Here is a 24838-nt window from a genome sequence, read left to right as displayed (position 1 = left end):
GCACCAACAACCGCAGGCATCAACACACCCAAGCCGTCACAGACAGCTTGATTTACACCGGATGCGTACCCGAAAGGGGGATTTGGCGTCGAGATGCGTACCCGAGACGTCAGGGGCGGTGCGGGGTGGACACCGACGGCGTGGTACGATATTGAGCTTGTACGGCTGGCTCTGCCATGCCGTCGAACACCTCGTGAACTTTTCGTGCCACCGCATAATGCCCTTCATCCCGAAGGGGAGCGCCCCGGCGCTGCCTTTGGGCAGGGAGGGGACACATGCGTGCGGCACGGGGGTTCAGGTCCGACTCTGGCCACATCCAGGCGGATCGAGAGACACCCCATCAACCGTTCCGCAAGGCTCGTACCGCAGCAGGACCGCGCTCCGAGAACCGGCGAGACGTAAGGAGTAGAAGTGATTCAGCAGGAGTCGCGGCTCAAGGTCGCCGACAACACGGGTGCGAAGGAAATCCTCACCATCCGCGTTCTCGGTGGATCCGGTCGCCGCTACGCAGGCATCGGCGACGTCATCGTCGCCACCGTCAAGGACGCGATCCCTGGCGGCAACGTGAAGAAGGGCGACGTCGTCAAGGCGGTCGTCGTCCGCACCAAGAAGGAGCGCCGCCGAGCGGACGGCTCCTACATCAAGTTCGACGAGAACGCTGCAGTCATCCTCAAGGCCGACGGCGACCCCCGTGGCACGCGCATCTTCGGCCCCGTGGGCCGCGAGCTGCGCGACAAGAAGTTCATGAAGATCGTCTCGCTGGCTCCGGAGGTGCTCTGACTCATGGGCGCAAAGATCAAGAAGGGCGACCTGGTCCAGGTCATCACCGGCTCCAAGCAGGAGAAGGGCGGTGACAAGGGCAAGCAGGGCAAGGTCCTGAAGGTGTTCGTCGAGGAGAACCGAGTTCTCGTCGAGGGCATCAACCGCGTCACCAAGCACGTCAAGGCCGGCCAGACCCAGCGCGGCACCAAGACCGGCGGCATCGAGCAGGTCGAGGCCCCGATCCACGTTTCGAACGTGGCCCTCGTGGACCCCGAGACCAAGAAGCCCACCAAGGTCGGCTTCCGCCTCGAGACCGTGGAGAAGGACGGCGTCTCCAAGACCGTCCGCATCCGCTACTCCAAGGCCACCGGGAAGGACATCTGATGACTGAGACTGTCGAGACTCCGGTCAAGATCGTGCCCCGTCTGAAGACGAAGTACGCCGAGAGCATCAAGCAGGCCCTCAACGAGGAGTTCAAGTACGAGAACGTCAACCAGGTCCCGCGCCTGGTCAAGGTTGTCGTGAACATGGGTGTCGGCGACGCCGCCAAGGACTCCAAGCTCATCGAGGGCGCTGTGCGCGACCTGACCCTCATCACGGGCCAGAAGCCGCAGGTCACCAAGGCCCGCAAGTCGATCGCCCAGTTCAAGCTCCGTGAGGGCATGCCGATCGGCGCCTTCGCGACGCTTCGCGGCGACCGTATGTGGGAGTTCGTGGACCGCCTCGTGACGCTCGCGCTGCCCCGTATCCGCGACTTCCGCGGCCTCTCCGGCAAGCAGTTCGACGGCCACGGCAACTACACGTTCGGCCTCACCGAGCAGGTGATGTTCCACGAGATCGATCAGGACAAGATCGACCGCCTCCGCGGCATGGACATCACGGTTGTCACGACCGCCAAGACCGACGCCGAGGGCCGTGCGCTCCTCAAGGCGCTGGGCTTCCCGTTCAAGAACGAAGACTGAATCACTACGTGAAAGGTCCGTCCCGCGCCTCAGGGCACGGGAGGGAAACCGTCATGAGGAAGGGCACGAGCCCACATGACTATGACTGATCCCGTCGCAGACATGCTCACGCGTCTGCGCAACGCCAACGCCGCCTACCACGACGCGGTGACCATGCCGTCGTCGAAGCTCAAGGTGCGCGTTGCCGAGATCCTGAAGGCCGAAGGCTACATCGCCGCCTACAAGGAAGAGGACGCCGAGGTCGGCAAGAAGCTGACCCTGGACCTCAAGTTCGGCCCCAACCGCGAGCGTTCGATCGCCGGTGTGCGCCGCATCTCCAAGCCGGGCCTCCGCGTGTACGCGAAGTCCACGAACCTCCCGCACGTCCTGGGCGGCCTCGGCATCGCCATCCTGTCCACCTCTTCCGGGCTCCTGACTGACCGTCAGGCCGCGAAGAAGGGCGTGGGCGGCGAAGTCCTCGCGTACGTCTGGTAAGGGAAGGAAGAAGAAGATATGTCCCGCATTGGACGTCGCTCCATCACCGTCCCGGCCGGCGTCGAGGTCAAGGTCGACGGCTCCCTGGTGACCGTGAAGGGCACCAAGGGCGAGCTGAGCCACACCGTCGCCAGCCCGATCGAGGTCATCCTCGAGGACTCCACCATCTCGGTGACCCGCCCGAACGACGAGCGCCTCTCGCGCTCGCTGCACGGCCTGACCCGCACGCTCATCTTCAACATGATCGAGGGCGTGACCAAGGGCTACGAGAAGAAGCTCGAGATCGTCGGCACCGGTTACCGCGTGCAGGCCAAGGGCTCGGACCTCGAGTTCGCGCTCGGCTTCTCCCACCCGGTGAACATCGCTGCCCCCGCGGGCATCACGTTCACGGTCGAGGGCCCGACGAAGTTCTCGGTCTCCGGCATCAACAAGCAGCAGGTCGGCGAGGTCGCTGCCAACATCCGCAAGCTGCGCAAGCCCGACCCGTACAAGGGCAAGGGCATTCGCTACGCCGGCGAGGTTGTCCGCCGCAAGGTCGGAAAGGCTGGTAAGTAACCATGGGTCTGGGCATCAACAAGAAGCGCGTGGCCAAGTCCAAGCAGCAGGCTCGGGCTCGCCGTCACTTCCGCCTCCGCAAGCGCATTGTCGGTTCGGCCGAGCGTCCCCGCCTGGTCGTGAACCGCTCGTCGCGCCATGTGTTCGTCCAGGTTGTCGACGACAGCAAGGGCATCACGCTGGCCTCGGCCTCCACGCTCGAGGCCGACCTCCGCGCGTTCGAGGGCGACAAGACCGCCAAGGCCAAGCGCGTCGGCGAGCTCATCGCCGAGCGTGCGAAGGCTGCCGGCATCGAGGCCGTCGTGTTCGACCGTGGTGGCAACAAGTACCACGGCCGCGTGGCTGCGATCGCGGACGGCGCACGTGAAGGTGGGCTGGCCCTGTGACCGCTGAGAATAACGAGAAGGTTAACGTGACCGAGCAGAATGCAACCGAGGCTGCCGAGTCCGCTCCCGCCACCGAGGAGCGCCGCGGCGGTCGTCGCGGCGAGGGCCGCGGCCAGGGCCGTGGCGACCGCGGTGGCCGTGGCGGCCGCGACCAGCGCGACGCCGAGAAGAGCCAGTTCATCGAGCGCGTGGTGACCATCAACCGCGTTGCCAAGGTCGTCAAGGGCGGCCGTCGCTTCAGCTTCACCGCCCTCGTGGTGGTGGGTGACGGCAACGGTCTCGTCGGCGTCGGCTACGGCAAGGCCAAGGAGGTCCCCGCGGCCATCGCCAAGGGTGTCGAGGAGGCGAAGAAGTCCTTCTTCCGCGTCCCGCGCGTCGGCACGACGGTCCCGCACCGCGTGCAGGGTGAGGCCGCCGCTGGCGTCGTCATGCTGCGCCCGGCCGCCCCGGGTACCGGTGTGATCGCCGGTGGTCCGGTCCGTGCCGTGCTCGAGTGCGTCGGCATCCACGACGTCCTGTCCAAGTCCCTGGGTTCCTCGAACGCCATCAACATCGTCCACGCGACGGTCGAGGCGCTCAAGAACCTCGAGGAGCCGCAGTCCGTGGCCGCCCGCCGTGGCCTGGCCCTGGACGAGGTCGCTCCCGCTGCTCTGGTGCGCAACCTCCAGAACTCGAAGGCAGGTGCATGAGTCGTGGCGAAGAACCTGACTCCCTCCGACGCGACGTTGGAGATCACCCAGATTAAGGGCGTCATCGGCGCCAAGCAGAACCAGCGCGACACCCTGCGCTCGCTCGGCCTCAAGCGGATCGGCCACACGGTCGTCCGCAAGGCCGACGCGATCACCGTGGGCATGGTCAACACGGTTCCGCACCTCGTGAAGGTTGAGGAGGCGAAGTAGGAATGGCAGAGAACGAGAAGAGCTCCGCGCTCAAGGTCCACCACCTGCGTCCTGCTGCCGGTGCCAAGACTGCCAAGACCCGCGTGGGTCGCGGTGAGGGCTCCAAGGGCAAGACCGCTGGCCGTGGCACGAAGGGCACGAAGGCCCGCTACCAGGTCAAGGCCGGCTTCGCGGGTGGGCAGCTTCCGCTGCACATGCGCCTGCCGAAGCTCCGCGGCTTCAAGAACCCGTTCCGGGTCGAGTACCAGGTCGTGAACCTGGACAAGCTCTCGGAGCTGTTCCCGGAGGGTGGCGCCGTGAGCGTCGAGGCCCTCGTCGAGAAGGGCGCCGTCCGCAAGAACGAGCCCGTCAAGGTCCTCGGCTCCGGTGACATCACCGTCAAGGTCGATGTCACGGCGCACGCCTTCTCCGCGTCCGCCGCGGAGAAGATCGCCGCCGCCGGCGGCTCCACGACCGTCCTCTAAGGACGGAACCGGAGCGCAGCGGCGGGCTGTGACCCGCTAGGCCGCCGTCGCCGTCGTACGTTCTGCGTACGACGGCGGCGGCGGCCTCTCGCGTTCGGCGCGCCGAGCGTGCGGAGGGAGAGCACAGTACGACGGCGGCGGCGGCCTCTCGCGTTCGGCGCGCCGAGCGTGCGGAGGGGGAGCACAGTACGACGGCGGCGGCGGCCTTCCGCGTTCGGCGCGCCGAGCGTGCGGAGGGAGAGCACAGTACGACGGCGGCGGCGGCCTTTCGCGTTCGCCGCGCCGAGCGTGCCGCTCGTCGCAGCAGGGCGCGCTGATTATCCGCTCTGAGGCCCGTGACGCTAGACTCAAGAGCTGGACCTCAGCTCCGTGCGGCCACCCATGCCCCGGAGCCCTCGACCCTACGTTCCTCGGATGGGGAGGAGAAGCGTGCTTTCTGCGATCGGCCGGGCCTTCCGGACGCCCGACCTGCGGCGCAAGCTGCTGTTCACGCTGGGCATCATCACGATCTTCCGCCTGGGCGCCTTCATCCCCGCGCCGGGCGTCAACTACGCCAACGTCCGCCAGTGCCTCGACCCGTCGGTGACCGGCGAGCAGACCGGCATCTACCAGCTCATGAACCTGTTCAGCGGCGGCGCGCTCCTGCAGGTCTCGATCTTCGCGCTCGGCATCATGCCGTACATCACGGCGTCGATCATCGTCCAGCTCCTGCGCGTGGTCATCCCGCGGTTCCAGGAGCTCTACGAGGAGGGGGCCGCCGGGCAGAGCAAGCTCACCCAGTACACGCGCTACCTCACGATCGCCCTCGGCCTGCTGAACGCGACGACGCTCGTCTCGCTCGTGCGCTCGGGGCAGCTGTTCCCGAACTGCCAGCTGCCGATCATCCCGGACCAGAGCATCATCACGACCCTGCTCGTGGTCATCACGCTCACGGCGGGCACGGGCCTCATCATGTGGCTCGGCGAGCTCGTGACGGAGAAGGGCATCGGCAACGGCATGTCGCTGCTGATCTTCACCTCGATCGTGGCCGCGTTCCCGACCGCGCTCGGCGCGATCTGGACCTCGAAGGGCCCGGGCACGTTCTTCGTCGTCCTCGCGATCGGCCTCGTCACGACGGCGCTCGTCATCTTCGTCGAGCAGTCCCAGCGCCGCGTGCCGGTCCAGTACGCCAAGCGCATGATCGGCCGCCGGACCGTCGGCGGGACGAGCACGTACATCCCGATCAAGGTCAACATGGCCGGCGTCATCCCCGTGATCTTCGCGTCCTCGATGCTGTACCTGCCTGCGCTCGTCGCGCAGTTCAACACCCCGACGGACGGCTCCCCGATCCCGGGCTGGGTCGAGTGGATCAACAACAACCTCACCCGGGGCGACCACCCGATCTACATGGCGATCTACTTCGCCATGATCATCTTCTTCACATACTTCTACGTCGCGATCACCTTCAACCCCGAAGAGGTCTCCGACAACATGAAGAAGTACGGGGGCTTCATCCCCGGCATCCGCGCCGGGAAGCCCACTGCGGACTACCTGCAGTACGTACTTTCGCGCATCACGCTGCCGGGTGCCCTGTACCTCGGCATCGTGGCTCTCATCCCGCTTGTCGCCCTTGTGCTCGTCAACGCGAACCAGAACTTCCCGTTCGGCGGCACCTCGATCCTCATCATGGTGGGCGTGGGTCTCGAGACGGTCAAGCAGATCGATGCGCAGCTCCAACAGCGACACTACGAAGGACTACTGCGATGACGAGAATGCTGCTCATTGGCCCGCCCGGTTCCGGGAAGGGCACCCAGGCGGAACGGATCTCGGACCGCCTCGGCATCGTCGCGATCTCCACCGGCGACATCTTCCGCTACAACGTCAAGGAGCAGACCCCGCTCGGCCTCGAGGCCAAGAAGTACATGGATGCGGGCGACTTCGTTCCGGACAGCGTGACGAACAACATGGTCCGCGACCGCCTCGCGCAGGACGACGCGGCCAACGGCTTCCTCCTTGACGGGTACCCGCGCACCGTCGCGCAGGTCGAGTACCTCGACGGGATCCTCGCCGAGAAGGGCCAGTCCCTCGACGTCGTCCTCCAGCTCACGGCGGACGACGAGGAGCTCGTGACCCGGCTGCTCAACCGCGCCAAGGAGACCGGCCGCAGCGACGACACTGAGGCCGTCATCCGCCACCGGCTCGACCTCTACCACGAGCAGACCGAGCCGGTCGTGGCCCGCTACGAGGAGCGCGGCGCCCTGACCCGCGTCGACGGCATCGGCGCCATCGACGAGGTCACCGAGCGCGTGCTCGCCGCGATCGAGAGCGTCCGCTCGGCTCCCTAAGGGGACGTCGAGTCCGGAACACACGACGACGAGGGGCGCCGTCCGGGGAGGTCACACCTCCCGGGCGGCGCCCTGTCCACGAGGAGAGAGAGGACGGCTGTGATCGGCCAGCGGAAGATCGAGTACAAGAACAACGGGCAGCTGCGCATCATGGCTGAGGCCGGGGCGCTCCTGAGCCGTGCCCTCGACGCCGCCGTCGACGCCGCCGTCCCCGGCGCGACGACCGACGACCTCGACGCCGCGTTCGCCGCCGTCGTCGACGCCGCGGGCGCGCAGTACAACTTCCTCGGCTACCACGGCTACCCCAAGCACATCTGCGCCTCGGTCAACGACGAGGTGGTCCACGGCATCCCGGGCGGGCGCGTGCTCGCCGACGGCGACATCGTGTCGATCGACGGCGGCTGCGTGGTCCGCGGCTGGCACGCGGACTCCGCGCGGACCGTGATCGTGGGCGAGGCGGATCCGGAGGATGCGCGGCTGTCCGAGGTCACGCGCCAGGCCATGTGGCACGGCATCGCTGCGTTCGCGCGAGGGAGCTACGTCGGGGACATCGGCGACGCGATCGACGACTTCGTCTCCGGGCAGGACGGCGCCCCGCTCGGCATCCTCGAGGACTACGTGGGCCACGGCATCGGCTCGCAGATGCACATGGCCCCCGACGTGCTGAACTACCGCACCGGGCACCGCGGGCCCAAGATCAAGCCCGGAATGGCCCTCGCGATCGAGCCGATGCTGGTACGCGGATCGATCGACACGAAGGTGCTCGACGACGAGTGGACCGTCGTGACGACGGACGGCTCCCGCGCCTCGCAGTGGGAGCACTCCGTGGCCCGGCACGCGGGCGGAATCTGGGTCCTCACCACGCCCGACGGCGGCGCCTCCGAGCTCGAGCGACTCGGCGTGACCCCCGTGCCGATCCCGGCGTAGCCGCCTGCCAGCGCCATGCGACGGCGCCGCCCGCCTGCGGAAGGCGAGCGGCGCCGTCGTGCGTGTGGGTGCGCACAGCGGCGCCTGCGTCGGGGCAGAATGGGCCGCATGGGATCCCTCCTCGACGTCACCGGCCTGCGCGTCGGGCACGCCCAGCGGACCGGCGGCGGCTGGCTCACGGGCGTCACGGCCGTCCTCGCCCCGCCCGGGACCGCAGGCGGCGTGGACGTCCGCGGCGGCGGGCCCGGCACGATCGAGACCGACGCCCTCGACCCCTCGACCCTCGTCCAGACGGTCGACGGCGTGGCGCTGTCCGGCGGGAGCGCGTACGGGCTCGCCGCGGCCACTGGGGTCCAGCTGTACCTCGAGTCCCTGGGGCAGGGCTTCGGCGTCCTCGGCGGGGTCGTGCCGATCGTCCCGGGAGCCGTGGTCTTCGACCTCGGCCGCGGCGGGGACTTTGCCGCCCGCCCCGACACCGCGATGGGTTTCGCCGCGGCGGCCGCCGCCGTCGGGCTCGGCGACCTGGTTGACACCGACGACGCCGGGCTGCGAGGCAGCGTCGGGGCGGGCACCGGGGCGGTGCTCGGCCGCGGGATGTACAAGGGCGGGGTGGGGATGGCCTCCCAGGCCCTGCCCGGGGGACCCGTGCCTGGGCCGCCCGGGGCGCCCGAGATTGAGCTGCCCGACGGGATCGTGGTGGGGGCGCTCGCCGTCGTCAATGCCGCGGGGCTGCCGGTCTTCCCGGGCCAGCCGGTCGCGGTGGTGGGGACGGGGGCGGCGCCCGTCGGGCCCAACACGACGCTCGCCGTCGTGGGCACGAACGCGGCCCTGACCCCGGCCGAGTGCCGCCGGCTCGCGACCGCCTCGCACGCCGGCCTCGCGCGGGCCCTCGACCCGAGCCACACGAGCGTCGACGGGGACACGGTGTTCGCCCTGTCCACGGGCGCCGTGCCGCTCGCGCCGGTGGGGGAGGTGGGGCGCACGGTCGCGCATGTCATGATGCAGGCCGCGGCGGCGGAGGCCGTCCGGCTCGCGATCCTCGACGGCGTGGCCCGGGCGACCCCCGTCGAGACCCCGGCGGGAAGGTGGGACCCCTACCCGGTGCCGTGAGTGGCTCCCGCCGAGATGGGGTCCTGTGACGTCGACGTCGGGTCATGGGACGTTCGCCCGCTCCAGCAGCGTACGGACTTCCCCAGCATTCGCGTATTGACTTCCCCATCTTCAAGGTTCAACCCCCGCCGTTGCGCGGGTGCGGGCTGCTCTGGGAGGCACAGAGGGCCTCAATGATGGGGAACTTCGTCCGGGCTGTCAGTAGGTCGGGAGATCCCCGAGGGCGAGCCGGCGCTCGACGACTGCTTGGACTCGTGCCACCATCTGCTCCGGCTGGTGCACAACGTCCGCGTATGAGAACCGGACGGTCCCGAAGCCGAGGGCCTGGGCACGGGCGTCGCGGGCGTAGTCCTTCCGCCTGCTCTCAGGATCTTCATGGGTGTGTCCGTCCAGTTCGACATCGACGCAACGCTGGACGATCGTGTCCATCCACCCAACACCCGGGACGTAGACCTGTGGTTCGACGTGGAGCCCCGCGCGGCGCATCAGCTCTCGCGCCAGGGTCTCGATGAGGGAGTCGGCGCCCTTGTCGACCAGGCCGAGGACCTTCCGGGCCGCCGCGTTCCGGGGTCCTGTAAGTTGTGCCCGCAGGAATTCGAGGGAGAGCCCCTGCTGGATGGCCGACTCCACGACCACAAGTGCTTCGAGCTCGGGCAGGCACTGCGACGCGTGCAGCACGACGTCGGCCAGGGAAGCGATCCTGCTTCCCGCCGGAGCCGGCACCCACGAGCCGCGGTGGACCACGGCCCGGTCCGAGCGGAAATGCCCATCAGGGCGCAGCACGTGAACGTGCTCGGGGTCGTGGACCAGCCACAGCCCGTGCCTTCTCGCGGCCGACGCACACGTCAGCAGCGAGTTGGTGGACAGGCACCTGAGGATCACTGGATCGGCGTCGGGCAGGGCCACGACACCTCGGCTCGGACGGTAGGCAGCCCCGCTGCGGATGCAGGCTTCGAGCCCACGCCGGCTGGCACCGGCGGCGAGCAGTTCGCCGACCCGTGCTACGCCGTCGTGCTTCCGGAGGTAAAGCTCAACCTGCCCCATCAGGCCATGCTTGCGGCCGTCTGGAACGGACCGGCCTGGGCTCAGCCCTATGTGGACGGCGCGCCGGAGAACGCACCTGTGGAGGGGCTGTCGGAGTCGTCGGGAGCTGTACCAAGCTCCCCATGGTTGGAAGGTTCCATCAGTGTCGGGAGGCCCAGAACCCCCGCGGCGTCGTAGGGTTGAAGGCTAAAGCTGGGGAGGTTCGCTCACGGGAGCGGGCCGGAGCGAGGTCGCCGGGAGCCGCCCGCCGTGTACCATGGGCGGATTTAACTTCCCGCCCCGGGTGGCGTAGCATTGATTGTTGGCTGTCGGCCCACCCATGCCCTCTTGGAGGCGCAGGGGCGCCAGTTACGAAACCATACACGTCCGTCAGGGGCCTCGTGCGCCCGGCGGCACAACAGTTAGCGGAGGCTATGGCCAAGAAGGACGGTGTCATCGAGATCGAGGGCGTCGTGACTGAAGCGCTGCCCAACGCGATGTTCCGCGTTGAGCTGACGAACAAGCACGTCGTGCTCGCACACATCTCTGGGAAGATGCGTCAGCACTACATCCGCATCCTCCCGGAGGACCGCGTGGTGGTGGAGCTCAGCCCGTACGACCTGACCCGCGGCCGGATCGTCTACCGCTACAAGTAAGCAGCGTCCGCCGGGGGCACCCGGAGGCACATGCTGACCACCTGCGACAACACGCAAAGGAATGCCATGAAGGTCAAGCCGAGCGTCAAGCAGATCTGCGACAAGTGCAAGGTGATCCGCCGCAACGGCCGGGTCATGGTGATCTGCGAGAACCCGCGCCACAAGCAGCGCCAGGGCTGAGTCCCGCCGCGGGATGACCCGCGCGGAACCGGCTCGGGCAACGCCCACGCAATAACTAGAGAAGGCAGCACAAGCTGCGCTGGGACGCATCAAGGGCCCGGACAGCTGACCCCCGGCCCGGAGGCTGGGGCCGCACAGGAAAGAGTGCGGGTGTACTGCCTACGACCTCCGGAATACACAAGGAGAACCGCCACTATGGCTCGTCTCGCTGGCGTTGACATTCCCCGCGAAAAGCGGCTGGAAATCGCGCTTACCTACATCTACGGCGTGGGCCGCACCCGTGCGAAGGAGACGCTCGCTGCCACGGGCATCAGCCCGGACGTCCGCGTGAAGGACCTCTCGGACGCTGAGCTGGTCCAGCTGCGTGACTACATCGAGGGCAACTACAAGGTTGAGGGTGACCTCCGCCGCGAGGTGGCCGCCGACATCCGCCGCAAGGTCGAGATCGGCAGCTACGAGGGTCTGCGCCACCGCAAGGGCCTCCCGGTCCGCGGTCAGCGCACCAAGACCAACGCTCGTACCCGCAAGGGTCCGAAGCGCACCGTCGCCGGCAAGAAGAAGGCCGGCCGCTGATAGCGGCTAGCGTCACCCAGAACGTCAAGTAGGAGATTTCATGCCCCCGAAGACTCGTGCGACGTCGGTCCGCAAGCCGCGCCGCAAGGACAAGAAGAACATCGCGCTCGGTCAGGCGCACATCAAGAGCACCTTCAACAACACCATCGTGTCCATCACGGACCCGACCGGTGCTGTGATCTCGTGGGCCTCGGCCGGTGAGGTCGGCTTCAAGGGCTCCCGCAAGTCCACCCCGTACGCCGCGCAGCAGGCCGCCGAGTCCGCCGCGAAGCGCGCCCAGGAGCACGGCCTCCGCAAGGTCGACGTGTTCGTCAAGGGCCCCGGCTCGGGCCGCGAGACCGCCATCCGCGCCCTGCAGGCCGCTGGCCTCGAGGTCGGCTCCATCCAGGACGTCACCCCGAGCGCCCACAACGGCTGCCGCCCGCCGAAGCGCCGCCGCGTCTAACAGGTTGTCGGGGCCAGCCGGTGCCGCCCGGCCGGCCGCGCGCCGTCGTACGCTCTTTTCGAGCGGGAAGCACGACGGCGGGTGGCCGGCTGAGGCGGCCCGGCAGGCTTCATTACTGAGTTCAGACCCTTTTCCAATCCATCTGTGTTGCGTCATATAGCGGATGCTCGCTGAAAGGAAAACCTAGTGCTTATTGCACAGCGCCCGACCCTGTCTGAAGAAGCAGTATCCGAGAACCGCTCGCGCTTCGTCATCGAGCCGCTGGAGCCGGGGTTCGGCTACACGCTCGGCAACTCGCTGCGCCGCACGCTGCTGTCCTCGATCCCGGGGGCGGCCGTCACCAGCATCCGGATCGACGGCGTGCTGCACGAATTCACCACGGTTCAGGGGGTGAAGGAGGATGTCACCGAGATCATCCTCAACCTCAAGAACCTGTCCATCTCCTCGGACCAGGATGAGCCCGTCGTCGCGTACCTGCGCAAGCAGGGCCCCGGCGTCGTGACGGCCGCGGACATCGCTCCGCCGGCCGGTGTGGAGATCCACAACCCGGACCTGCACATCGCCACCCTGAACTCCAAGGGCAAGTTCGAGCTCGAGCTGACCATCGAGCGCGGCCGCGGCTACGTCTCCGCTGCCCAGAACAAGTCCGCGGACGCGGAGATCGGCCGGATCCCGGTCGACTCGATCTACTCGCCCGTGCTCAAGGTGACCTTCCGCGTGGAGGCCACCCGTGTCGAGCAGCGCACCGACTTCGACAAGCTCATCGTCGATGTCGAGACGAAGCCGGCCATCAAGCCGCGCGACGCCGTCGCCTCCGCCGGCACGACCCTCGTCGAGCTGTTCGGCCTCGCCCGCGAGCTGAACACCGCCGCCGAGGGCATCGAGATCGGCCCGTCCCCGACGGACGCCGCCCTCGCCGCGGACATGGCGCTGCCGATCGAGGACCTGGACCTCACCGTGCGCTCGTACAACTGCCTCAAGCGCGAGGGCATCCACACCGTGGGTGAGCTCGTCGCCCGGTCCGAGGCGGACCTGATGGACATCCGGAACTTCGGCGCCAAGTCCATCGACGAGGTCAAGGCCAAGCTCGTCGAGCTCGGCCTCTCGCTCAAGGACTCGCCTCCCGGGTTCGACCTCGCCGCTCGCGCTGCAGCGATCGACGAGGACGAGGCTCCGTTCGGCGACGACGAGCTCTAGAGAACACTTTTGCCCGCGGCCGGCTGACCCCGGCGGCGGACCACACGAGGAGAAACGACAATGCCTGCACCCGCCAAGGGTCCGCGTCTGGGCGGTGGCCCGGCGCACGAGCGCCTCATGCTCAACAACCTTGCTGCCGCTCTGTTCGAGCACAAGCGCATCACCACGACCGTGACGAAGGCCAAGCGCCTCCGCCCGGTGGCCGAGCGCCTCATCACGTTCGCCAAGCGCGGCGACCTCGCCTCGCGCCGTCGTGTCCAGGCCGCCATCTCGGCGCGCACGAACACGAACAAGGGCATCATCCACGAGCTCTTCACGGAGATCGCCCCGCAGCTGGCCGAGCGCAACGGCGGCTACACCCGCATCACCAAGATCGGCAACCGCAAGGGCGACAACGCCCCCATGGCCGTGATCGAGCTCGTCCTCGAGCCGGTCTCGCCGAAGCAGGCCGTGGTGCGCGAGGCCGAGAAGGCCGCGGCCAAGGCTGCTCCCGCCGAGGCTCCGGCCGAGGCCGAGGAGACCCCGGCCGCCGGGGCTCCCGCCGAGGAGACCCAGGCTGAGGCTCCCGCCGAGGAGGCCGCTGCCGAGGAGAAGGCCGAGAAGGCTGACGACGCCAAGTAGTCACCCTGCTCCCCACTAGACTGGGGCGCATGACTGCAGAGAAGGCCCCCGTTCCCGAGCCAGGGAGCGGGGGCCTTCCCGCGTCTGCAGGGCAGGGTGGGCACGGCGAGGACGCTCGCGTCCGCGTCCGGCTCGATCTCGCGTACGACGGCGGGCCGTTCAGCGGCTGGGCCGTCCAGCCCGGGCTCCGCACGGGGCAGGGGACCCTCGAGGAGGCGCTCGCCCTCATCCTGCGCCGGCCCGTGCGGGTCGTGGTCGCTGGGCGCACCGACGCTGGCGTCCACGCGCGCGGGCAGGTCGTCCATGTGGACCTGGCCGAGGGGGAGTGGCAGCAACTCGTGGGCCGCTCGGCCGATGCGCCCGAGGCCGTCCTCGTCCGGCGGCTGCGCGGCGCCCTGAGCCGCGTGCTCGGGGAGGCGACGGGAGCGCTCGAGGTGCGCTCCGCCGTCGTGCCTCCCGCGGGCTTCGACGCTCGCTTCTCGGCGCTCTGGCGCCGCTACTCCTACCGGATCGCGGACCGGCCCGAGCACTGGGACCCGCTCCTGCGGGGGATCACGCTCTGGCACAAGGCCCCGCTCGACGTCGGCCGGATGAACGGCGCGGCCGCGCAGCTGCTCGGCCTGCGGGACTTCCTGGCCTTCTGCAAGCCGCGCGAGGGTTCGACGACGGTGCGCGAGCTGCAGGAGTTCTCGTTCGAGCGGACGCACGACGGCGTGGTGCTCGCCCACGTGCGCGCGGACGCCTTCTGCCACAACATGGTCCGGGCGCTCGTCGGCTCTGCGCTGCGCGTGGGCGAGGGGCTCGAGCGGACCGAGTGGCTGCACGAGCGCATGCTCGCGCGCGTGCGCGATGCCAAGACGCGGCTCGCGCCAGCGCACCCGCTCGTGCTCGAGGAGGTCGGCTACCCCGCCACGGCCGAGGGGCTCGCTGCCCGCGCGGAGCAGACGCGGGCGCTGCGGGACGCGATCGACGCCGGCTGAGCCGCGCCGGGCCGCTTCGGGGAGCGCCTACGACGGCGCCGGGATCCTGAGCGTGAAGAGGCTCCCGCGCTCCGGCTCGCTCTCGAAGTCGAGCTCGCCGCCGTGCCGCTCGGCGATCATGCGGGTGATCGCGAGCCCAAGGCCCATGCCCGGGATGTGGGCGCGTCTGGCGGCGTCACTGCGGAAGAAGCGCTCGAAGACGCGCGGCTGGTCCTCGGGGCGGATGCCCATGCCCGTGTCGGCGACGCCGATCGTGATCCACCCGTCGTCCGTGTGGGCGCTGAGCGTGACCGTCCCGCCCGAGGGCGAGTACTTGATCGCGTTCGAGAGGAGGTTGTCCACGGCCTGGCCGATGCGGAAGGGGTCCGCCTGAGCGGGGAGTGGGTCCTCGACGTCGACGTCGATCCGGATCCGGGCCGCCTTCGCAGCCAGCTGGGCGGACTCGGCGCGCTCGAGGAGCGTCTCGGCGAGGTCGGTGGGCACGGGGCTCACGGGCAGCCTCTCGGACGAGGACGCGAGCAGGTCGGTCGCGAGGCGCAGGAGCCGCTCGGCGCTGGCATGGGCCACGCCGAGGCGGCTGGCAGCAGGCTGGGAGAGCCCGGGGTCGTCGAGGACGAGCTCGACGTGCCCCAGGACTGAGGTCAAGGGGGAGCGGAACTCGTGGGCCACGGTCCGCACGAGCTCGGCCTTCGCATCGACGGCGCGCATGAGGTCCGTGACGTCGTCGAACGTCGCCACAGCGCCGCCGTTGGGCCCGTCGAGGGGGAGGCTGCGGACGGAGAGCGCCCGCGCGGAGTCGCCCCCGCCGAGCCAGAACACCTCACCGTGGAGGGGCTCGCGGTCCGCGGCGCGCCGGAACGGGTGCTGGTCGGGCGAGACGGGGGTCCGCCCGTCCTGCATCCGCAGGGGGAGGTCGGCGAGGTTGCTCCCCATGAGACCGTCCGTCACGCCGGCGTCCTCGAGGAGGGACAGGAAGCGGCGATTCGCCCGCAGGGGGCGGGCGTCCTCCGAGAGGGCGACGATGCCCGTGTCGACCGCGTCGAAGATCGCGGCGAGTAGTCGCTCCGCCGTCTGCGCTTGGTCGAGGAGGCCGCGCAGCTGCTGCCGCTGGCGCTCGAGTTCCCTTGCCTGGGTGCGCAGCCCAGCCCCCGCGGCGCGGATGGCGATGGCGACGGTGAACATGCCCAGCGGCAGGACGATGGTGCCGGTCACCTGGCCCGGGGTTGGGTTGGGCAGGCCCGACAGGAGGTTGGGCAACGCGATCGCCAAGGGCGCGAGGATGCTCAGGGGGAGGACCCACGCGGCGCGCATGGTCGAGGCGGCCAGCCAGATGACTGGGAAGACGGCGAGGTTACCGACCCCCACGATCTGGCCCTCGCCATTGCGCAGGATCCAGATCGAGACGAGATCGAGGAGCGGTATGGCAAGAGGCGCATTGTCCCGCAGGCGCTCCCACGGCACCGCCAGGCACGCGATGCCGAGCACGATCTGGAGGCCGAGCCCGATGATGAGGCCCCAAGGCGCCGTGGCCCCGGCCGCCGGGAGTTGGGTGGTTACGGCGACGACGACGAACGCCGTGAGGGGCAGCTGGCAGAACGCCACCCGCACGCGCGGCCCAAGACGGCGGAAGACCAGGCTCGCCCGGCTGACCAGAGCCTGCTCGCTGACGGTCACGGTGCTCCTTCGCAGTGGTTTGCCATGTCAAGTCATGGGATGCTTCTAGGAGTCATTCTGCGACACAAAAACTAAGCTGGGAATGACACGCGTGTCGACGGGAGGCCACGAATGGACGAATTGGGCTCAGCCCTTGTCATCGAGGACGACGACGACGTCCGGCAGCTGCTCCGCGACATCCTCGAGCAGGCGGGATTCGACGTTGTCACGGCGTCCTCCGGCCGCGAGGGTGTCGCGCTCGCGCGGGAACGCAGCCCCGCGGTCGTGACGCTTGACATTGGCCTGCCGGACATCGACGGGCTCGAGGTGCTGCGGCGGATCCGCCAGCTGACGGACGCCTACATCGTCATGCTCACCGGCAGGGACGACGAGACCGACACGCTCCTGGCCCTCCAGTCCGGCGCGGACGACTACATGACCAAGCCGTTCCGTCCGCGCGAGCTCCGGGCGAGGCTGACCGCGATGATGCGCCGGCCGCGGTCGTCGGTCTCCCTCGCGGCGACGGGATCCCCGGCGGCGGCGCCACCGGAAGCTGCGCTGCCGGACGCCGCGCCGCCGGACGCCGGGCCGCCGGAGGCTGGGCCGCGCGGCGCGGGGCCGGGCCTCCCGCCCCGCCCCGCCCAGCCCCCGCACGTGATCCGGCACAATGGCCTCACGGTGGACACCGCGATGCGGACGGCGACGCTCGAGGGCGAGACGCTGGACCTCACCCGCAGCGAGTTCGACCTCCTGCGCGCTCTCCTGACGGCGGGCGGGCGGGTCCTGACGCGGGCCGAGCTCGTGCGAGTCGCGCGTGGGGACAGATTCCGCGTGGACGCGTACATCAGCGACGCCGACGAGCGTGCCGTCGAGGTCCACATCGGCAACCTCCGCCGCAAGCTCGACGACGACCCGCGCAGCCCGCGCTGGCTCATCACGGTGCGGGGGGTCGGGTACCGGCTCGCGCCCGTGCGGTCCTAGGGCGCACTACCCGAGCTCGGCGGCGTCGACGAGCGCGCGCGCCGTGTCGTCGCCGCAGCGCTCGACGTCGCGAAGGAGGGGGCGCAGCGCCCGGACGCCGCCGGTGCGCAGTCCCGTCTCGAGGCCAGCTGCCAGACCCTCGAGACGGCGCGCCCCCACCATCGCGGAGGACACGCGCACGCTGAGGATGGCGTCCATGGCGCCCTCAACGTCTCCGCGCGAGACGGCCGTGGCGAGCGCCGCACGGCGGCGGGGCCACATGCCCGCGAACTCGCGCGCGAAGGACGTCGCGGCCCGGGGGCCGACGTCCTCGGCCAACTCCCGCAGGACCCCGTCATCCAGCAGGGGTCCTCCTCGAGCTGTGTCCTCGTTCCCGGACGCGGTCATGGTCGACTCCTCGATAAGCATCCGAGACCTACGCTCCTGAGAATATAGCAATCGTGTTGATAACGGCAGGGCCGAGAATGGCGATGAAGAGCACCGGGAAGATGAAGAACAGCAGGGGGAAGAGCACCTTCACCGGCAGTTTCATGGCCTGCTGCTCGGCCCGTTGGCGGCGCTTGACGCGCAGCGACCGCGCCTGGACGCGCAGCACGCGCCCGATCGCGATCCCGTACTCGTCCGCCTGGATGACGGCCTGCACGAAGCTGCGCACCTCTGACACCGTGGTGCGCTCGGCGAGCCCGAGGTACGCGTCGCGGCGGTTGCGGCCCACCTGCATGTCCTGCAGCGTGCGCGTCAGCTCCTCGGCCACGGGCCCCTTGCCCGTGCTCCCGGCCCGCGCGAGCGCGGCCTCGAAGCCGAGCCCGGCCTCGACAGAGATGAGCAGCTGGTCCATGATGTTCGGCAGCTCGCGCTGGATGGCCGTCTGGCGTTCGGCGCCCCGGCTGTACAGGAGCAGGTCCGGGACGAAATAGCCGAGGACGATGAGGAACAGCGCGAGCAGCCGCAGGATCGGCGCCGGCCCTGCGAGGAGCATGAGCCCGCCGGCGGCCGCGCCCGCGAGCCCGAGGGCCGGCTTGGCGGCGAGGAGCCGGCCGAGGGGGAGCGAGGCGGGGCGGCCGGCGAGGGCGAGCATCCGGTCGAGCCGGCGGATGTAGGACGACGGCGTGAGGGCGCGGGCGATGCGCTCGAGGACGACGGCGCCGCTCGCCGCGGCGGTGGGCGCAGCGGCATCCTTGACGAACCCGCGGGTCAGGTTGTTGCGCACGGCACGGTCGCCGCCGCGGTCAGCGGCAAGGGCCATCCAGCTCAGAAGGGCGACCGGCACCGCAACGAGGAGCGCGGAGGCGAGGATGATCATGACTCTCTCCTAGAACCGGATGGCGATGAGCTTGCGCAGCCAGAGGCCGCCGATGGTCATGAGCACCGCGGAGGCGGCGATCATGGCCCAGCCGAGCGGGTGGGTGTACATGGGCGTCATGTACGTGGGGTTGGCCACCATGAGGAACATGACGATACCCAACGGCAGGGCCATGAGGATGTAGGCGGAGAACTTCCCCTCGGCGGCGAGGGCCGCGATGTGGCCCTTGATCTCGCCGCGCTCGCGGATCGTCTCGTTGACCTGGTCGAGGACTTCGGCGAGGTTCCCACCGACCTGGCGGTTGATCTGGATGGCCTGCGCGATCCAGACGAAGTCTTCGCTCTCCATGCGAGCCGCCGTCTCCTCGAGGGACTCGAGGAGGTCGCGGCCCAGGGCCGTGTCGCGGACGATCCGGCGCATCTCATGGGCCGTCGGCTCGGGGCTCTCGGCGGCCGCGGCGTCGATCGCGCGCAGGATGCTGTGGCCGGCGCGGAGGCCGCCCGAGAGCAGGTGGAGCATGCTGTCGAGCTGCTCGCCGAAGGCCTTGCGCCGCTTCGCGATGCGCAGGCCGACGGCGAGGCGCGGCGCGAGGAACACGACCAGCGCAAGGAGGATTCCGAGCGGCAGGCTGCCGAGGATGAGGCCCGCGGCGAGGGACACGAGTGCTCCGGCGCCGGCGAGGATCGCGAGCTCGGCCTGGCCGATCCGCAGCCCCGCGAGGTCGAGCTTCTCTGGCGCAACGAGGCGCAGCCGGTGACGGTCGAACCAGCCGTGCAGGGCGGCCGTCGCCCCGGCCGCCGCGCGCTCCATGAGCGAGCCGGAGGGGGTGTCGGGGCGGCGCCGGGACAGAGGCAGCGACGCGTGCCCCGGCCGGATGGCCAGGATGGAGGCGGCGCCGCCCGCGGCGAGCATGAGCGCAGGGCCAAGGATCAGCTCCATGCCGCCCCCTGCCCGGCGCCCGCGGGCTGGGCGCCGAAGACGCTCGGCCGCACGTGGATCCCGAGGTCCTCGAAGCGCTCGATGAAGCGGGGCCGTACCCCGGTCGGGACGGGCTTGCCGAGGAACTTGCCGCTCGCGTCGACGCCGGCGGCGAAGTCGAAGACGAACGCGTCCTGGAGCGTGACGACGTCTCCTTCCATGCCCTGGACTTCGGTGACGTGGGTGATGCGGCGCGTGCCGTCGCGCAGGCGCGAGATCTGCACGACGAGGTCCACGGCCGAGGCGATCTGCTCGCGGATGGCCCGCAGCGGCAGGTCCATGCCGGCCATGAGCACGAGCGTCTCGAGGCGTGCGACGGCGTCGCGGGGCGAGTTCGAGTGCACGGTCGAGAGTGAGCCGTCGTGGCCGGTGTTCATGGCCTGGAGCATGTCGAGCGACTCGCCGCCGCGGACCTCGCCGACGACGATGCGGTCGGGCCGCATGCGCAGCGAGTTCTTGACGAGGTCGCGGATCGTGACCTCGCCCTTGCCCTCGGTGTTGGAGGGCCGGCTCTCGAGCCGGACGACGTGCTCCTGCTGGATCTGCAGCTCGACGGCGTCCTCGATCGTGACGATGCGCTCGCCGGCGGGGATGAAGGAGGAGAGCACGTTGAGCAGGGTCGTCTTGCCCGTGCCCGTGCCGCCCGAGACGATGATATTGAGCTTGGCCTCGACGCACGCCTGCAGGAGCTCGGCCATGTCCGGAGTGAACGTGCCGAACCCGACGAGATCCTTGACCGTGAGCGGGACCTTGCCGAACTTGCGGATCGTCAGCGACGAGCCGCCGACGGCGAGCGGCGGGATGACGGCGTTGACGCGGGAGCCGTCCTCGAGACGGGCGTCCACGAGCGGCGAGGACTCGTCGATGCGGCGGCCCACGCGGGAGACGATCCGCTCGATCACCGTGCGCAGCTGCGTCTCCGAGGAGAACCGCAGGTCCGAGAGGGTCAGCCGGCCCTTCTGCTCGACGTAGATTTGGTCGTGGCGGTTGACCATGATCTCGGTGACCGTGTCGTCGTCGAGCAGGCGCTGGAGCGGGCCGTAGCCGAGCACGTCGTCCTCGACGTCGCGCAGGAGGCGCGAGCGCTCCTGGGCGCTGAGCGGGACCTGCTCCCCGTCGATGACCTGGATGAGTTCCTCGCGGGCGGCCGCGCGCAGCTCCTTCTCGGTCGCGCCCGAGTCGCCGAAGCGTGCGCCCATGCGCTCGTACAGGGCCGTCGCGGCGCGCTGCTTGATGCCGGCGAGGGCGTCGAGCGGCGCAGCCGTCATGGCCGCCGCGGCCGGCGCGCCGGATGCGATCCCGGCCTTTCCCGCGAGCGTGCTCGCGGCGGGCACCGCGGGGGCCGGCGCCGCGGCGTGTGCGGCCTCGTGGACCTCGGTGCGCGCTGCGGGCGCCTCGAGGAGGGCGACGGACGACGCCGGGGCTGCCGCCGCCGTCGTCTCCGGCGCCGCCGCGGTCCCGGCCCCGCCGGAGTAGGGAGAGCTGCCGGGGCGGGCGGCCCCTGTGGAGGCGAGCCGTTCGGAGAGCTTCATGCGACCACGACCCGTCGATGGGCGCGCCGTGCGGCGCGGGAGCTGTCACTGGGGGAGAGGCGCTCGACCACCTGGCCAAGCGCTGCGGTCGCCTTGTCTCCGCGGCGCGGGGACTGCAGGACCGGCACGCCGCGATTGGTCGAGTAGGCGACTGAGCGGGAGCGGGGGACGCTCACGTCCACGGGCACGCCGAGGGTCACCTCGATGTCCTTGACCGAGAGGCCGACCTTCGGGTCCGCCATGTTGAGCACGAGGTGTCGCGACTCGGGGACCAGTCCCAGGTGGGCCAGGACGTCGAGGCTCGAGCGCAGGCCACGGACCCCGGGGACGTCCATGCCCGTGACCCAGACGGCGTCGGTGCACGCCTCGAGGCCAGCGAGCGTGCACTCGCCGAGGCCCGGGGCCGTGTCGAGCACGACGACGTCGAACTGCTCGGCGAGCTGGCCGATGAGATGACTGACCTGCTCGGGCGAGATGGCGTCCGCCTCGGCCGGGCTCCGCGGCGCGCACAAGGCGTAGAAGCCGCCCGGGTGCAGGGTCAGGAAGGCCTTGAGGACGAGGGAGTCGCGGGCCGCTGCGGGGGTCACGGCGTCGGTCAGGGTGTGTTCCGGCGAGAGGTCCAGGCCCGAGGCGATGTCCCCGAACTGGAGGTCGAGGTCGACGACGCACACGCGCAGCGGCGCGGTCCGGCCGAGGCCCACGGCGATGTTGGTCGCCAGCGTCGTCTTGCCCACGCCGCCCTTGGGGGAGAAGACACCGATCACGCGTCCCCGGTTGGCACCGTGGGCCCCGGGGCCCTCCTGCCCGGCGGCGTTCGCGGCGGAGCGGCCGCGGCTCTCCGCCGCCTGCGCCCCGCGCTGGAGGACGACGCGGAGCTGCTCGGCGTCGATGCCGGGGGAGACCACGTCACGGACGCCGGCGCGCATCGCCGTCAGGGCGAGCTCGGCGTCGGCCTCTGCCGCGAGCAGCACCGTGACGCCGGGGAAGCGGATGTCCATGACGGTCGCGAAGCGCAGGGCGGGCTCGAGGGCCACTCCCGGCCCGATCACGAGGACGTCGGGGACGGCGCCCAGGACGCCGAAGAGGTCTTCCGGCTGGCCCGGAAGCCCGGCGCCGGCGAGGACGCGCAGCGTGCCCGGCAGCCCGCCGTCGACTGCCGCAGCCATGCGCTGGGCGAAGTCCGTGTCCGGGGAGACGAGGACGAAGAGGCTCACTGGTACACCTTCTTCCGGTCGACAGGGCTGGTGGCGGAGCGGGTGGCGTCGGCGGGCTCTTTGCTGAGCCAGATGCTGCCGTACTCGGCGGTGAAGACGATCTTCTGGGCCTGCTCGTCGGTGACCGCCACGGTGATCAGGAGCGAACCGGCTGGGAGGGCCGTCGCAGCGTCCGCCGTCTCGGCCTGAGGGGCGCGCTGGACCGAGGTGAGCAGGACCGTGTGCAGGGCGAGGGACGTGCTCTCCGGGCCCTGGCCGGACGGGACGGCGCCGTTGTCGAAGGAGAGGAAGAGGCCCACCGTGTCCCCGGCGGCGAGCCGGCCGCCGACGGCGCGCTGCGGGTCGAGCTGGAAGGAGACCTCCTGGAGGCCCTTCGGCACCGGGACCGTGCCGGGCTCGGCGAGGGTCTCGGGGGAGGCGAGGCGGTCGGGGAGGAGCTGCTCGCCCGGGGTGAGCGCCGTCGTCGTGACCGTGCCGGCCTGCCCGTCGAGCGAGGTCAGGGCGGCGGGTACGACGGCGTCGGCCGGCAGGGAACGCGTCTCGAGCGATCCCGCAAGCTCTTCCACAGGAGTCCCCTCGGGCACCGCCTTGGCGACGACGAGCACCTCCGTGGGCGTGAGTCCGGCCATGGCCCTGCGGTCCGCGCCGTTGGCGTAGGAGAGGACCAGGATCACGCCGAGGATCGCGGCCACGAGGGCCACGGCGCCAGCGACGAGTCGGGACTTCATGATGCTCCTGGGATGGTCGTGAGGATGGGCGGGCGGGACATAAGGGTGGGCGGGCGGGGTATGCTAACGCGTGATGCGGACGACGCGGGTGCCGAGACCGTCGACCGGTCCGAGCGTGTAGCCGTCCGCGAGGGAGACGTAGGTGATGAACTTGCCGACTATCCCGCGGCAGTTGCCCTGGCACTCGAGCGAGGCCGGGACGCTCGGGTATTGGTTGCGGAACGTGTACGGCAGGCCGGAATCGCCGCTGAACTTCCAGCCGACGACCGAGTAGGCCGCGAAGCCGAGGAGGCTGTACACGGCCGAGCTTCCGGTTCCGGTCACCGCCGTGAAGACGGGGAGGAGGACGGTGACGGGCTTGCCGGCCTCGATGTCGCTGGCCCACGTGTTCAGGACCCCGGAGCAGTTTCCGGGGGCATTGTTGCCTGGGTCGCTGCCGCCCTCGGCGAGGGCGACGTCGATCGAGCCGCCGCACTGGCCGGCGTCCTGGACGAGCCAGCCGAAGCCGCCCGGCGTCACGGCGCCGGAGGGGCCATAGTTGCAGTCGGCGTTGATGTTCTTCCCGTGCTCCTGAAGGAGCTGCAGCCCGCCATCCACGAAGCCCTGGACCTGGCAGACCGAGAAGGCGAGCGGGAAGGCCGTCCGGCCGGCGCTCGGGCTGCCCCACACGGCACCGGCCCGTGCGCCCACCTCGGCCTCGGAGTTCCCGAGGATGTTGGCGAGGTAGAGCGCGACGGCGCCCGGCCGCGCACCGGCCTCGAGCGCGCCGGTGACGACGGTGATGCGGCGGGCCGACGTATCGACCGCGAGGCTCGAGATGAGACTCGCGGCGTCGCCCGCGTTGCTGTCTGCCAGTTCCTCGGCCAGGGACGAGCCCTCCTGGCATGCGGGGTCGGCCGTGGACGCCGCGCACTTCTGCGCGAGCGCCAGCGCCGCGGCGTCGGCGCCGCTCTGCAGCTGGGCCCGCTCGGCGAAGAGGAGCCCGCCGTCGACGGCGATGGCCCCGAAGGCGAGCAGCGCCGTCATGAGGATGGCCGTGAGGAAGGCGACGGCGCCGCGCTCGCGGTGGGTGCCGGCGTCGACCGTGAAGTTCAGCCGCCGCACAGCATGACCCCCTTGCCCTGGAGGGGGAACTGGCCGAAGAAGCCCGTGCTGGGAAGGGTGTAGGAGACGGTCACGCTCACCCGCGTTCCCGGCGTGCAGGCGGCGGGGGAGATGGCCATGGAGGAGTCGGGCAGGGTGCCGAGGGTCGAGGCGGCCTCGCGCGAGGCCTCGCGGGCCGTGGCCTGGCTGTTCTCGAGCGCCATGGCGCGGACGCCCTCGCGTGCGGCGAAGGTGAGGACCTGCTGGGCGTTGAACGCCCGGCCGAAGTCGATGATGCCCAGGAGGATGGTCACGAGGACCGGGAGCACGAGGGCCATCTCGACGGCTGCCGCGCCGCGGTCGCGCTCGGTCGGTCGCATGGTGACTCCTCGGGCCAGGTGTTACAGGGCTGTGCGCCAGAACGTCCCGGGCCGATGGCATGGGATTCGGCCCGGGACGGTCCAGCTGGATCAGGTGGTCGGGGCCTTGACCTTGGTGCCGACCCAGTCGAAGATGCCGTCGAGGTTCGTGCCGATGGCCGTGACGGCGACGATGATGACGACGGCGATGAGCGCGACCATGATGCCGTACTCGACGGCGGTTGCGCCTTTCTCGCCGGAGAAGACGCGCTCCTTGAGCGTGAGGCCGGCGGTGTGCAGGGTGGCGATGAGAGAAAGCACTTTTTGCTCCTGTAGGTGCGAGTGGATTTGGTTGTCGGCTGGACGACTTGCCAGCTCCACTCATGACGATAGGAGCGGTCTTCCGGGGGACTTAGTGTTCTTGCGCGATGCTCGCAGAAGGCTCGGGAGAAGGGTATTCCCTGCGCTT

At 70.1% G+C, this 24838-nt stretch carries 32 protein-coding genes; 21 read left to right on the top strand and 11 right to left on the bottom strand.

Annotated features, from left to right (window positions below):
- Positions 1-411 precede the first annotated feature (411 nt).
- The 13 genes from rplN (at position 412) to BV907_RS17690 (ending at position 8863) form a co-directional block, all read left to right on the top strand.
- Positions 412-780 carry a 50S ribosomal protein L14 gene (gene rplN, locus BV907_RS17750; protein WP_077491080.1) on the top strand — a complete coding sequence of 123 codons (369 nt, stop codon included), beginning with the start codon at positions 412-414 and terminating at the stop codon, positions 778-780.
- A gap of 3 nt (positions 781-783) precedes the next feature.
- Complete coding sequence (rplX, locus tag BV907_RS17745) at positions 784-1146, top strand: 50S ribosomal protein L24 (protein WP_077491079.1); 363 nt, start codon at positions 784-786, stop codon at positions 1144-1146.
- Entirely contained in the window at positions 1146-1724 is a 579-nt protein-coding gene (gene rplE, locus BV907_RS17740; RefSeq protein WP_077491078.1) for a 50S ribosomal protein L5, read from the top strand. The genes rplX and rplE overlap by 1 nt, the downstream gene beginning before the upstream one ends.
- A gap of 75 nt (positions 1725-1799) precedes the next feature.
- On the top strand, positions 1800-2198 hold the full coding sequence (gene rpsH, locus BV907_RS17735) for a 30S ribosomal protein S8 (RefSeq protein WP_077491077.1): 399 nt from the start codon (positions 1800-1802) through the stop codon (positions 2196-2198).
- Between the two features lie 18 nt (positions 2199-2216).
- Positions 2217-2753 carry a 50S ribosomal protein L6 gene (gene rplF, locus BV907_RS17730; protein ID WP_077491076.1) on the top strand — a complete coding sequence of 179 codons (537 nt, stop codon included), beginning with the start codon at positions 2217-2219 and terminating at the stop codon, positions 2751-2753.
- A 2-nt stretch (positions 2754-2755) separates the two neighbouring features.
- The gene (gene rplR, locus BV907_RS17725; RefSeq protein ID WP_077491075.1) at positions 2756-3139 is read left to right on the top strand and encodes a 50S ribosomal protein L18; all 384 of its coding nucleotides are present in this window, start codon (positions 2756-2758) and stop codon (positions 3137-3139) included.
- Between the two features lie 26 nt (positions 3140-3165).
- Positions 3166-3828 carry a 30S ribosomal protein S5 gene (gene rpsE, locus BV907_RS17720; RefSeq protein ID WP_175637514.1) on the top strand — a complete coding sequence of 221 codons (663 nt, stop codon included), beginning with the start codon at positions 3166-3168 and terminating at the stop codon, positions 3826-3828.
- 3 nt (positions 3829-3831) lie between these two features.
- Positions 3832-4038: a 50S ribosomal protein L30 gene (gene rpmD, locus BV907_RS17715; protein ID WP_077491073.1), complete on the top strand. Its 207-nt coding sequence runs from the start codon at positions 3832-3834 to the stop codon at positions 4036-4038.
- Positions 4039-4040: 2 nt separating this feature from the next.
- Entirely contained in the window at positions 4041-4502 is a 462-nt protein-coding gene (gene rplO / locus BV907_RS17710; RefSeq protein WP_077491072.1) for a 50S ribosomal protein L15, read from the top strand.
- Positions 4503-4931: 429 nt separating this feature from the next.
- On the top strand, positions 4932-6248 hold the full coding sequence (secY, locus tag BV907_RS17705; protein ID WP_077491071.1) for a preprotein translocase subunit SecY: 1317 nt from the start codon (positions 4932-4934) through the stop codon (positions 6246-6248).
- Complete coding sequence (locus BV907_RS17700) at positions 6245-6826, top strand: adenylate kinase (protein ID WP_077491070.1); 582 nt, start codon at positions 6245-6247, stop codon at positions 6824-6826. Before secY ends, BV907_RS17700 begins: the two co-directional genes overlap by 4 nt.
- Before the next feature lie 99 nt (positions 6827-6925).
- The gene (map, locus tag BV907_RS17695; protein ID WP_077491069.1) at positions 6926-7753 is read left to right on the top strand and encodes a type I methionyl aminopeptidase; all 828 of its coding nucleotides are present in this window, start codon (positions 6926-6928) and stop codon (positions 7751-7753) included.
- Positions 7754-7861: 108 nt separating this feature from the next.
- Positions 7862-8863 (top strand): P1 family peptidase, encoded by a 1002-nt coding sequence (locus BV907_RS17690; RefSeq protein ID WP_077491068.1) that lies wholly within the window; start codon positions 7862-7864, stop codon positions 8861-8863.
- A gap of 198 nt (positions 8864-9061) precedes the next feature.
- On the opposite strand, the gene BV907_RS17685 is transcribed toward BV907_RS17690, so the two are convergent.
- Positions 9062-9907: an endonuclease domain-containing protein gene (locus tag BV907_RS17685; RefSeq protein WP_077491067.1), complete on the bottom strand. Its 846-nt coding sequence runs from the start codon at positions 9905-9907 to the stop codon at positions 9062-9064.
- Positions 9908-10320: 413 nt separating this feature from the next.
- Here BV907_RS17685 and infA point away from each other — a divergent pair, with 413 nt between their 5' ends.
- The 7 genes from infA to BV907_RS17650 all read left to right on the top strand — a co-directional run bounded on the left by infA (position 10321) and on the right by BV907_RS17650 (position 14538).
- Positions 10321-10542: a translation initiation factor IF-1 gene (gene infA, locus BV907_RS17680; RefSeq protein WP_011775571.1), complete on the top strand. Its 222-nt coding sequence runs from the start codon at positions 10321-10323 to the stop codon at positions 10540-10542.
- 66 nt (positions 10543-10608) lie between these two features.
- Positions 10609-10722 (top strand): 50S ribosomal protein L36, encoded by a 114-nt coding sequence (gene rpmJ, locus BV907_RS17675; protein WP_011775570.1) that lies wholly within the window; start codon positions 10609-10611, stop codon positions 10720-10722.
- Positions 10723-10917: 195 nt separating this feature from the next.
- Positions 10918-11295 carry a 30S ribosomal protein S13 gene (rpsM, locus tag BV907_RS17670; protein ID WP_077491066.1) on the top strand — a complete coding sequence of 126 codons (378 nt, stop codon included), beginning with the start codon at positions 10918-10920 and terminating at the stop codon, positions 11293-11295.
- A gap of 40 nt (positions 11296-11335) precedes the next feature.
- On the top strand, positions 11336-11740 hold the full coding sequence (gene rpsK, locus BV907_RS17665; protein WP_077491065.1) for a 30S ribosomal protein S11: 405 nt from the start codon (positions 11336-11338) through the stop codon (positions 11738-11740).
- A gap of 186 nt (positions 11741-11926) precedes the next feature.
- Entirely contained in the window at positions 11927-12937 is a 1011-nt protein-coding gene (locus tag BV907_RS17660) for a DNA-directed RNA polymerase subunit alpha (RefSeq protein ID WP_077491064.1), read from the top strand.
- Positions 12938-12997: 60 nt separating this feature from the next.
- Entirely contained in the window at positions 12998-13558 is a 561-nt protein-coding gene (gene rplQ / locus BV907_RS17655; RefSeq protein ID WP_077491063.1) for a 50S ribosomal protein L17, read from the top strand.
- A 29-nt stretch (positions 13559-13587) separates the two neighbouring features.
- Positions 13588-14538 (top strand): tRNA pseudouridine synthase A, encoded by a 951-nt coding sequence (locus BV907_RS17650; RefSeq protein WP_077491062.1) that lies wholly within the window; start codon positions 13588-13590, stop codon positions 14536-14538.
- A gap of 27 nt (positions 14539-14565) precedes the next feature.
- On the opposite strand, the gene BV907_RS17645 is transcribed toward BV907_RS17650, so the two are convergent.
- Positions 14566-16212: a sensor histidine kinase gene (locus BV907_RS17645; protein WP_077491061.1), complete on the bottom strand. Its 1647-nt coding sequence runs from the start codon at positions 16210-16212 to the stop codon at positions 14566-14568.
- A 111-nt stretch (positions 16213-16323) separates the two neighbouring features.
- Here BV907_RS17645 and BV907_RS17640 point away from each other — a divergent pair, with 111 nt between their 5' ends.
- Positions 16324-17172, top strand: a complete 849-nt coding sequence (locus tag BV907_RS17640) for a response regulator transcription factor (protein ID WP_077491060.1) — start codon at positions 16324-16326, stop codon at positions 17170-17172.
- A 6-nt stretch (positions 17173-17178) separates the two neighbouring features.
- Here the strand turns inward: BV907_RS17640 and BV907_RS17635 are convergent, their stop codons facing one another.
- The 9 genes from BV907_RS17635 to BV907_RS17600 all read right to left on the bottom strand — a co-directional run bounded on the left by BV907_RS17635 (position 17179) and on the right by BV907_RS17600 (position 24690).
- Positions 17179-17559: an Hpt domain-containing protein gene (locus tag BV907_RS17635; protein ID WP_139346866.1), complete on the bottom strand. Its 381-nt coding sequence runs from the start codon at positions 17557-17559 to the stop codon at positions 17179-17181.
- A 28-nt stretch (positions 17560-17587) separates the two neighbouring features.
- Positions 17588-18475, bottom strand: coding sequence for a type II secretion system F family protein (locus BV907_RS17630; protein WP_077491058.1), 888 nt, complete (start codon positions 18473-18475; stop codon positions 17588-17590).
- A gap of 9 nt (positions 18476-18484) precedes the next feature.
- Positions 18485-19414 (bottom strand): type II secretion system F family protein, encoded by a 930-nt coding sequence (locus BV907_RS17625; RefSeq protein WP_077491057.1) that lies wholly within the window; start codon positions 19412-19414, stop codon positions 18485-18487.
- Positions 19405-20985, bottom strand: a complete 1581-nt coding sequence (locus tag BV907_RS17620) for a TadA family conjugal transfer-associated ATPase (protein WP_425441657.1) — start codon at positions 20983-20985, stop codon at positions 19405-19407. Before BV907_RS17620 ends, BV907_RS17625 begins: the two co-directional genes overlap by 10 nt.
- Positions 20982-22199, bottom strand: coding sequence for a CpaE/TadZ family protein (locus BV907_RS17615; RefSeq protein WP_077491056.1), 1218 nt, complete (start codon positions 22197-22199; stop codon positions 20982-20984). The genes BV907_RS17620 and BV907_RS17615 overlap by 4 nt, the downstream gene beginning before the upstream one ends.
- The gene (gene cpaB, locus BV907_RS17610) at positions 22196-22927 is read right to left on the bottom strand and encodes a Flp pilus assembly protein CpaB (RefSeq protein ID WP_077491055.1); all 732 of its coding nucleotides are present in this window, start codon (positions 22925-22927) and stop codon (positions 22196-22198) included. The genes BV907_RS17615 and cpaB overlap by 4 nt, the downstream gene beginning before the upstream one ends.
- Before the next feature lie 63 nt (positions 22928-22990).
- Positions 22991-24031: a pilus assembly protein TadG-related protein gene (locus BV907_RS17605; RefSeq protein WP_245828065.1), complete on the bottom strand. Its 1041-nt coding sequence runs from the start codon at positions 24029-24031 to the stop codon at positions 22991-22993.
- Positions 24019-24390 (bottom strand): TadE/TadG family type IV pilus assembly protein, encoded by a 372-nt coding sequence (locus BV907_RS18610; protein ID WP_139346865.1) that lies wholly within the window; start codon positions 24388-24390, stop codon positions 24019-24021. The genes BV907_RS17605 and BV907_RS18610 overlap by 13 nt, the downstream gene beginning before the upstream one ends.
- Before the next feature lie 90 nt (positions 24391-24480).
- Entirely contained in the window at positions 24481-24690 is a 210-nt protein-coding gene (locus BV907_RS17600) for a Flp family type IVb pilin (RefSeq protein WP_077491053.1), read from the bottom strand.
- Between the last annotated feature and the right edge of the window lie 148 nt (positions 24691-24838).

The sequence above is a fragment of the Sinomonas mesophila genome (assembly GCF_001999765.1).
GTDB classification, from domain to species: domain Bacteria; phylum Actinomycetota; class Actinomycetes; order Actinomycetales; family Micrococcaceae; genus Sinomonas; species Sinomonas mesophila.
Note: the sequence above shows the minus strand (reverse complement) of the source record. Positions and strands in the feature narration are given on the sequence as shown.

What these genes read in the sequence shown, in the direction of transcription:
- rplX (WP_077491079.1), top strand. Translation starts at nt 784, where the DNA reads ATGGGCGCAAAGATCAAGAAGGGCGACCTGGTCCAGGTCATCACCGGC.
- rplE (WP_077491078.1), top strand. Translation starts at nt 1,146, where the DNA reads ATGACTGAGACTGTCGAGACTCCGGTCAAGATCGTGCCCCGTCTGAAG.
- rpsH (WP_077491077.1), top strand. Translation starts at nt 1,800, where the DNA reads ATGACTATGACTGATCCCGTCGCAGACATGCTCACGCGTCTGCGCAAC.
- rplF (WP_077491076.1), top strand. Translation starts at nt 2,217, where the DNA reads ATGTCCCGCATTGGACGTCGCTCCATCACCGTCCCGGCCGGCGTCGAG.
- rplR (WP_077491075.1), top strand. Translation starts at nt 2,756, where the DNA reads ATGGGTCTGGGCATCAACAAGAAGCGCGTGGCCAAGTCCAAGCAGCAG.
- rplO (WP_077491072.1), top strand. Translation starts at nt 4,041, where the DNA reads ATGGCAGAGAACGAGAAGAGCTCCGCGCTCAAGGTCCACCACCTGCGT.
- BV907_RS17700 (WP_077491070.1), top strand. Translation starts at nt 6,245, where the DNA reads ATGACGAGAATGCTGCTCATTGGCCCGCCCGGTTCCGGGAAGGGCACC.
- BV907_RS17690 (WP_077491068.1), top strand. Translation starts at nt 7,862, where the DNA reads ATGGGATCCCTCCTCGACGTCACCGGCCTGCGCGTCGGGCACGCCCAG.
- BV907_RS17685 (WP_077491067.1), bottom strand. Translation starts at nt 9,907, where the DNA reads ATGGGGCAGGTTGAGCTTTACCTCCGGAAGCACGACGGCGTAGCACGG.
- infA (WP_011775571.1), top strand. Translation starts at nt 10,321, where the DNA reads ATGGCCAAGAAGGACGGTGTCATCGAGATCGAGGGCGTCGTGACTGAA.
- rpmJ (WP_011775570.1), top strand. Translation starts at nt 10,609, where the DNA reads ATGAAGGTCAAGCCGAGCGTCAAGCAGATCTGCGACAAGTGCAAGGTG.
- rpsM (WP_077491066.1), top strand. Translation starts at nt 10,918, where the DNA reads ATGGCTCGTCTCGCTGGCGTTGACATTCCCCGCGAAAAGCGGCTGGAA.
- rpsK (WP_077491065.1), top strand. Translation starts at nt 11,336, where the DNA reads ATGCCCCCGAAGACTCGTGCGACGTCGGTCCGCAAGCCGCGCCGCAAG.
- rplQ (WP_077491063.1), top strand. Translation starts at nt 12,998, where the DNA reads ATGCCTGCACCCGCCAAGGGTCCGCGTCTGGGCGGTGGCCCGGCGCAC.
- BV907_RS17650 (WP_077491062.1), top strand. Translation starts at nt 13,588, where the DNA reads ATGACTGCAGAGAAGGCCCCCGTTCCCGAGCCAGGGAGCGGGGGCCTT.
- BV907_RS17640 (WP_077491060.1), top strand. Translation starts at nt 16,324, where the DNA reads ATGGACGAATTGGGCTCAGCCCTTGTCATCGAGGACGACGACGACGTC.
- BV907_RS17635 (WP_139346866.1), bottom strand. Translation starts at nt 17,559, where the DNA reads ATGACCGCGTCCGGGAACGAGGACACAGCTCGAGGAGGACCCCTGCTG.
- BV907_RS17630 (WP_077491058.1), bottom strand. Translation starts at nt 18,475, where the DNA reads ATGATCATCCTCGCCTCCGCGCTCCTCGTTGCGGTGCCGGTCGCCCTT.
- BV907_RS17625 (WP_077491057.1), bottom strand. Translation starts at nt 19,414, where the DNA reads ATGGAGCTGATCCTTGGCCCTGCGCTCATGCTCGCCGCGGGCGGCGCC.
- BV907_RS17620 (WP_425441657.1), bottom strand. Translation starts at nt 20,985, where the DNA reads ATGAAGCTCTCCGAACGGCTCGCCTCCACAGGGGCCGCCCGCCCCGGC.
- cpaB (WP_077491055.1), bottom strand. Translation starts at nt 22,927, where the DNA reads ATGAAGTCCCGACTCGTCGCTGGCGCCGTGGCCCTCGTGGCCGCGATC.
- BV907_RS18610 (WP_139346865.1), bottom strand. Translation starts at nt 24,390, where the DNA reads ATGCGACCGACCGAGCGCGACCGCGGCGCGGCAGCCGTCGAGATGGCC.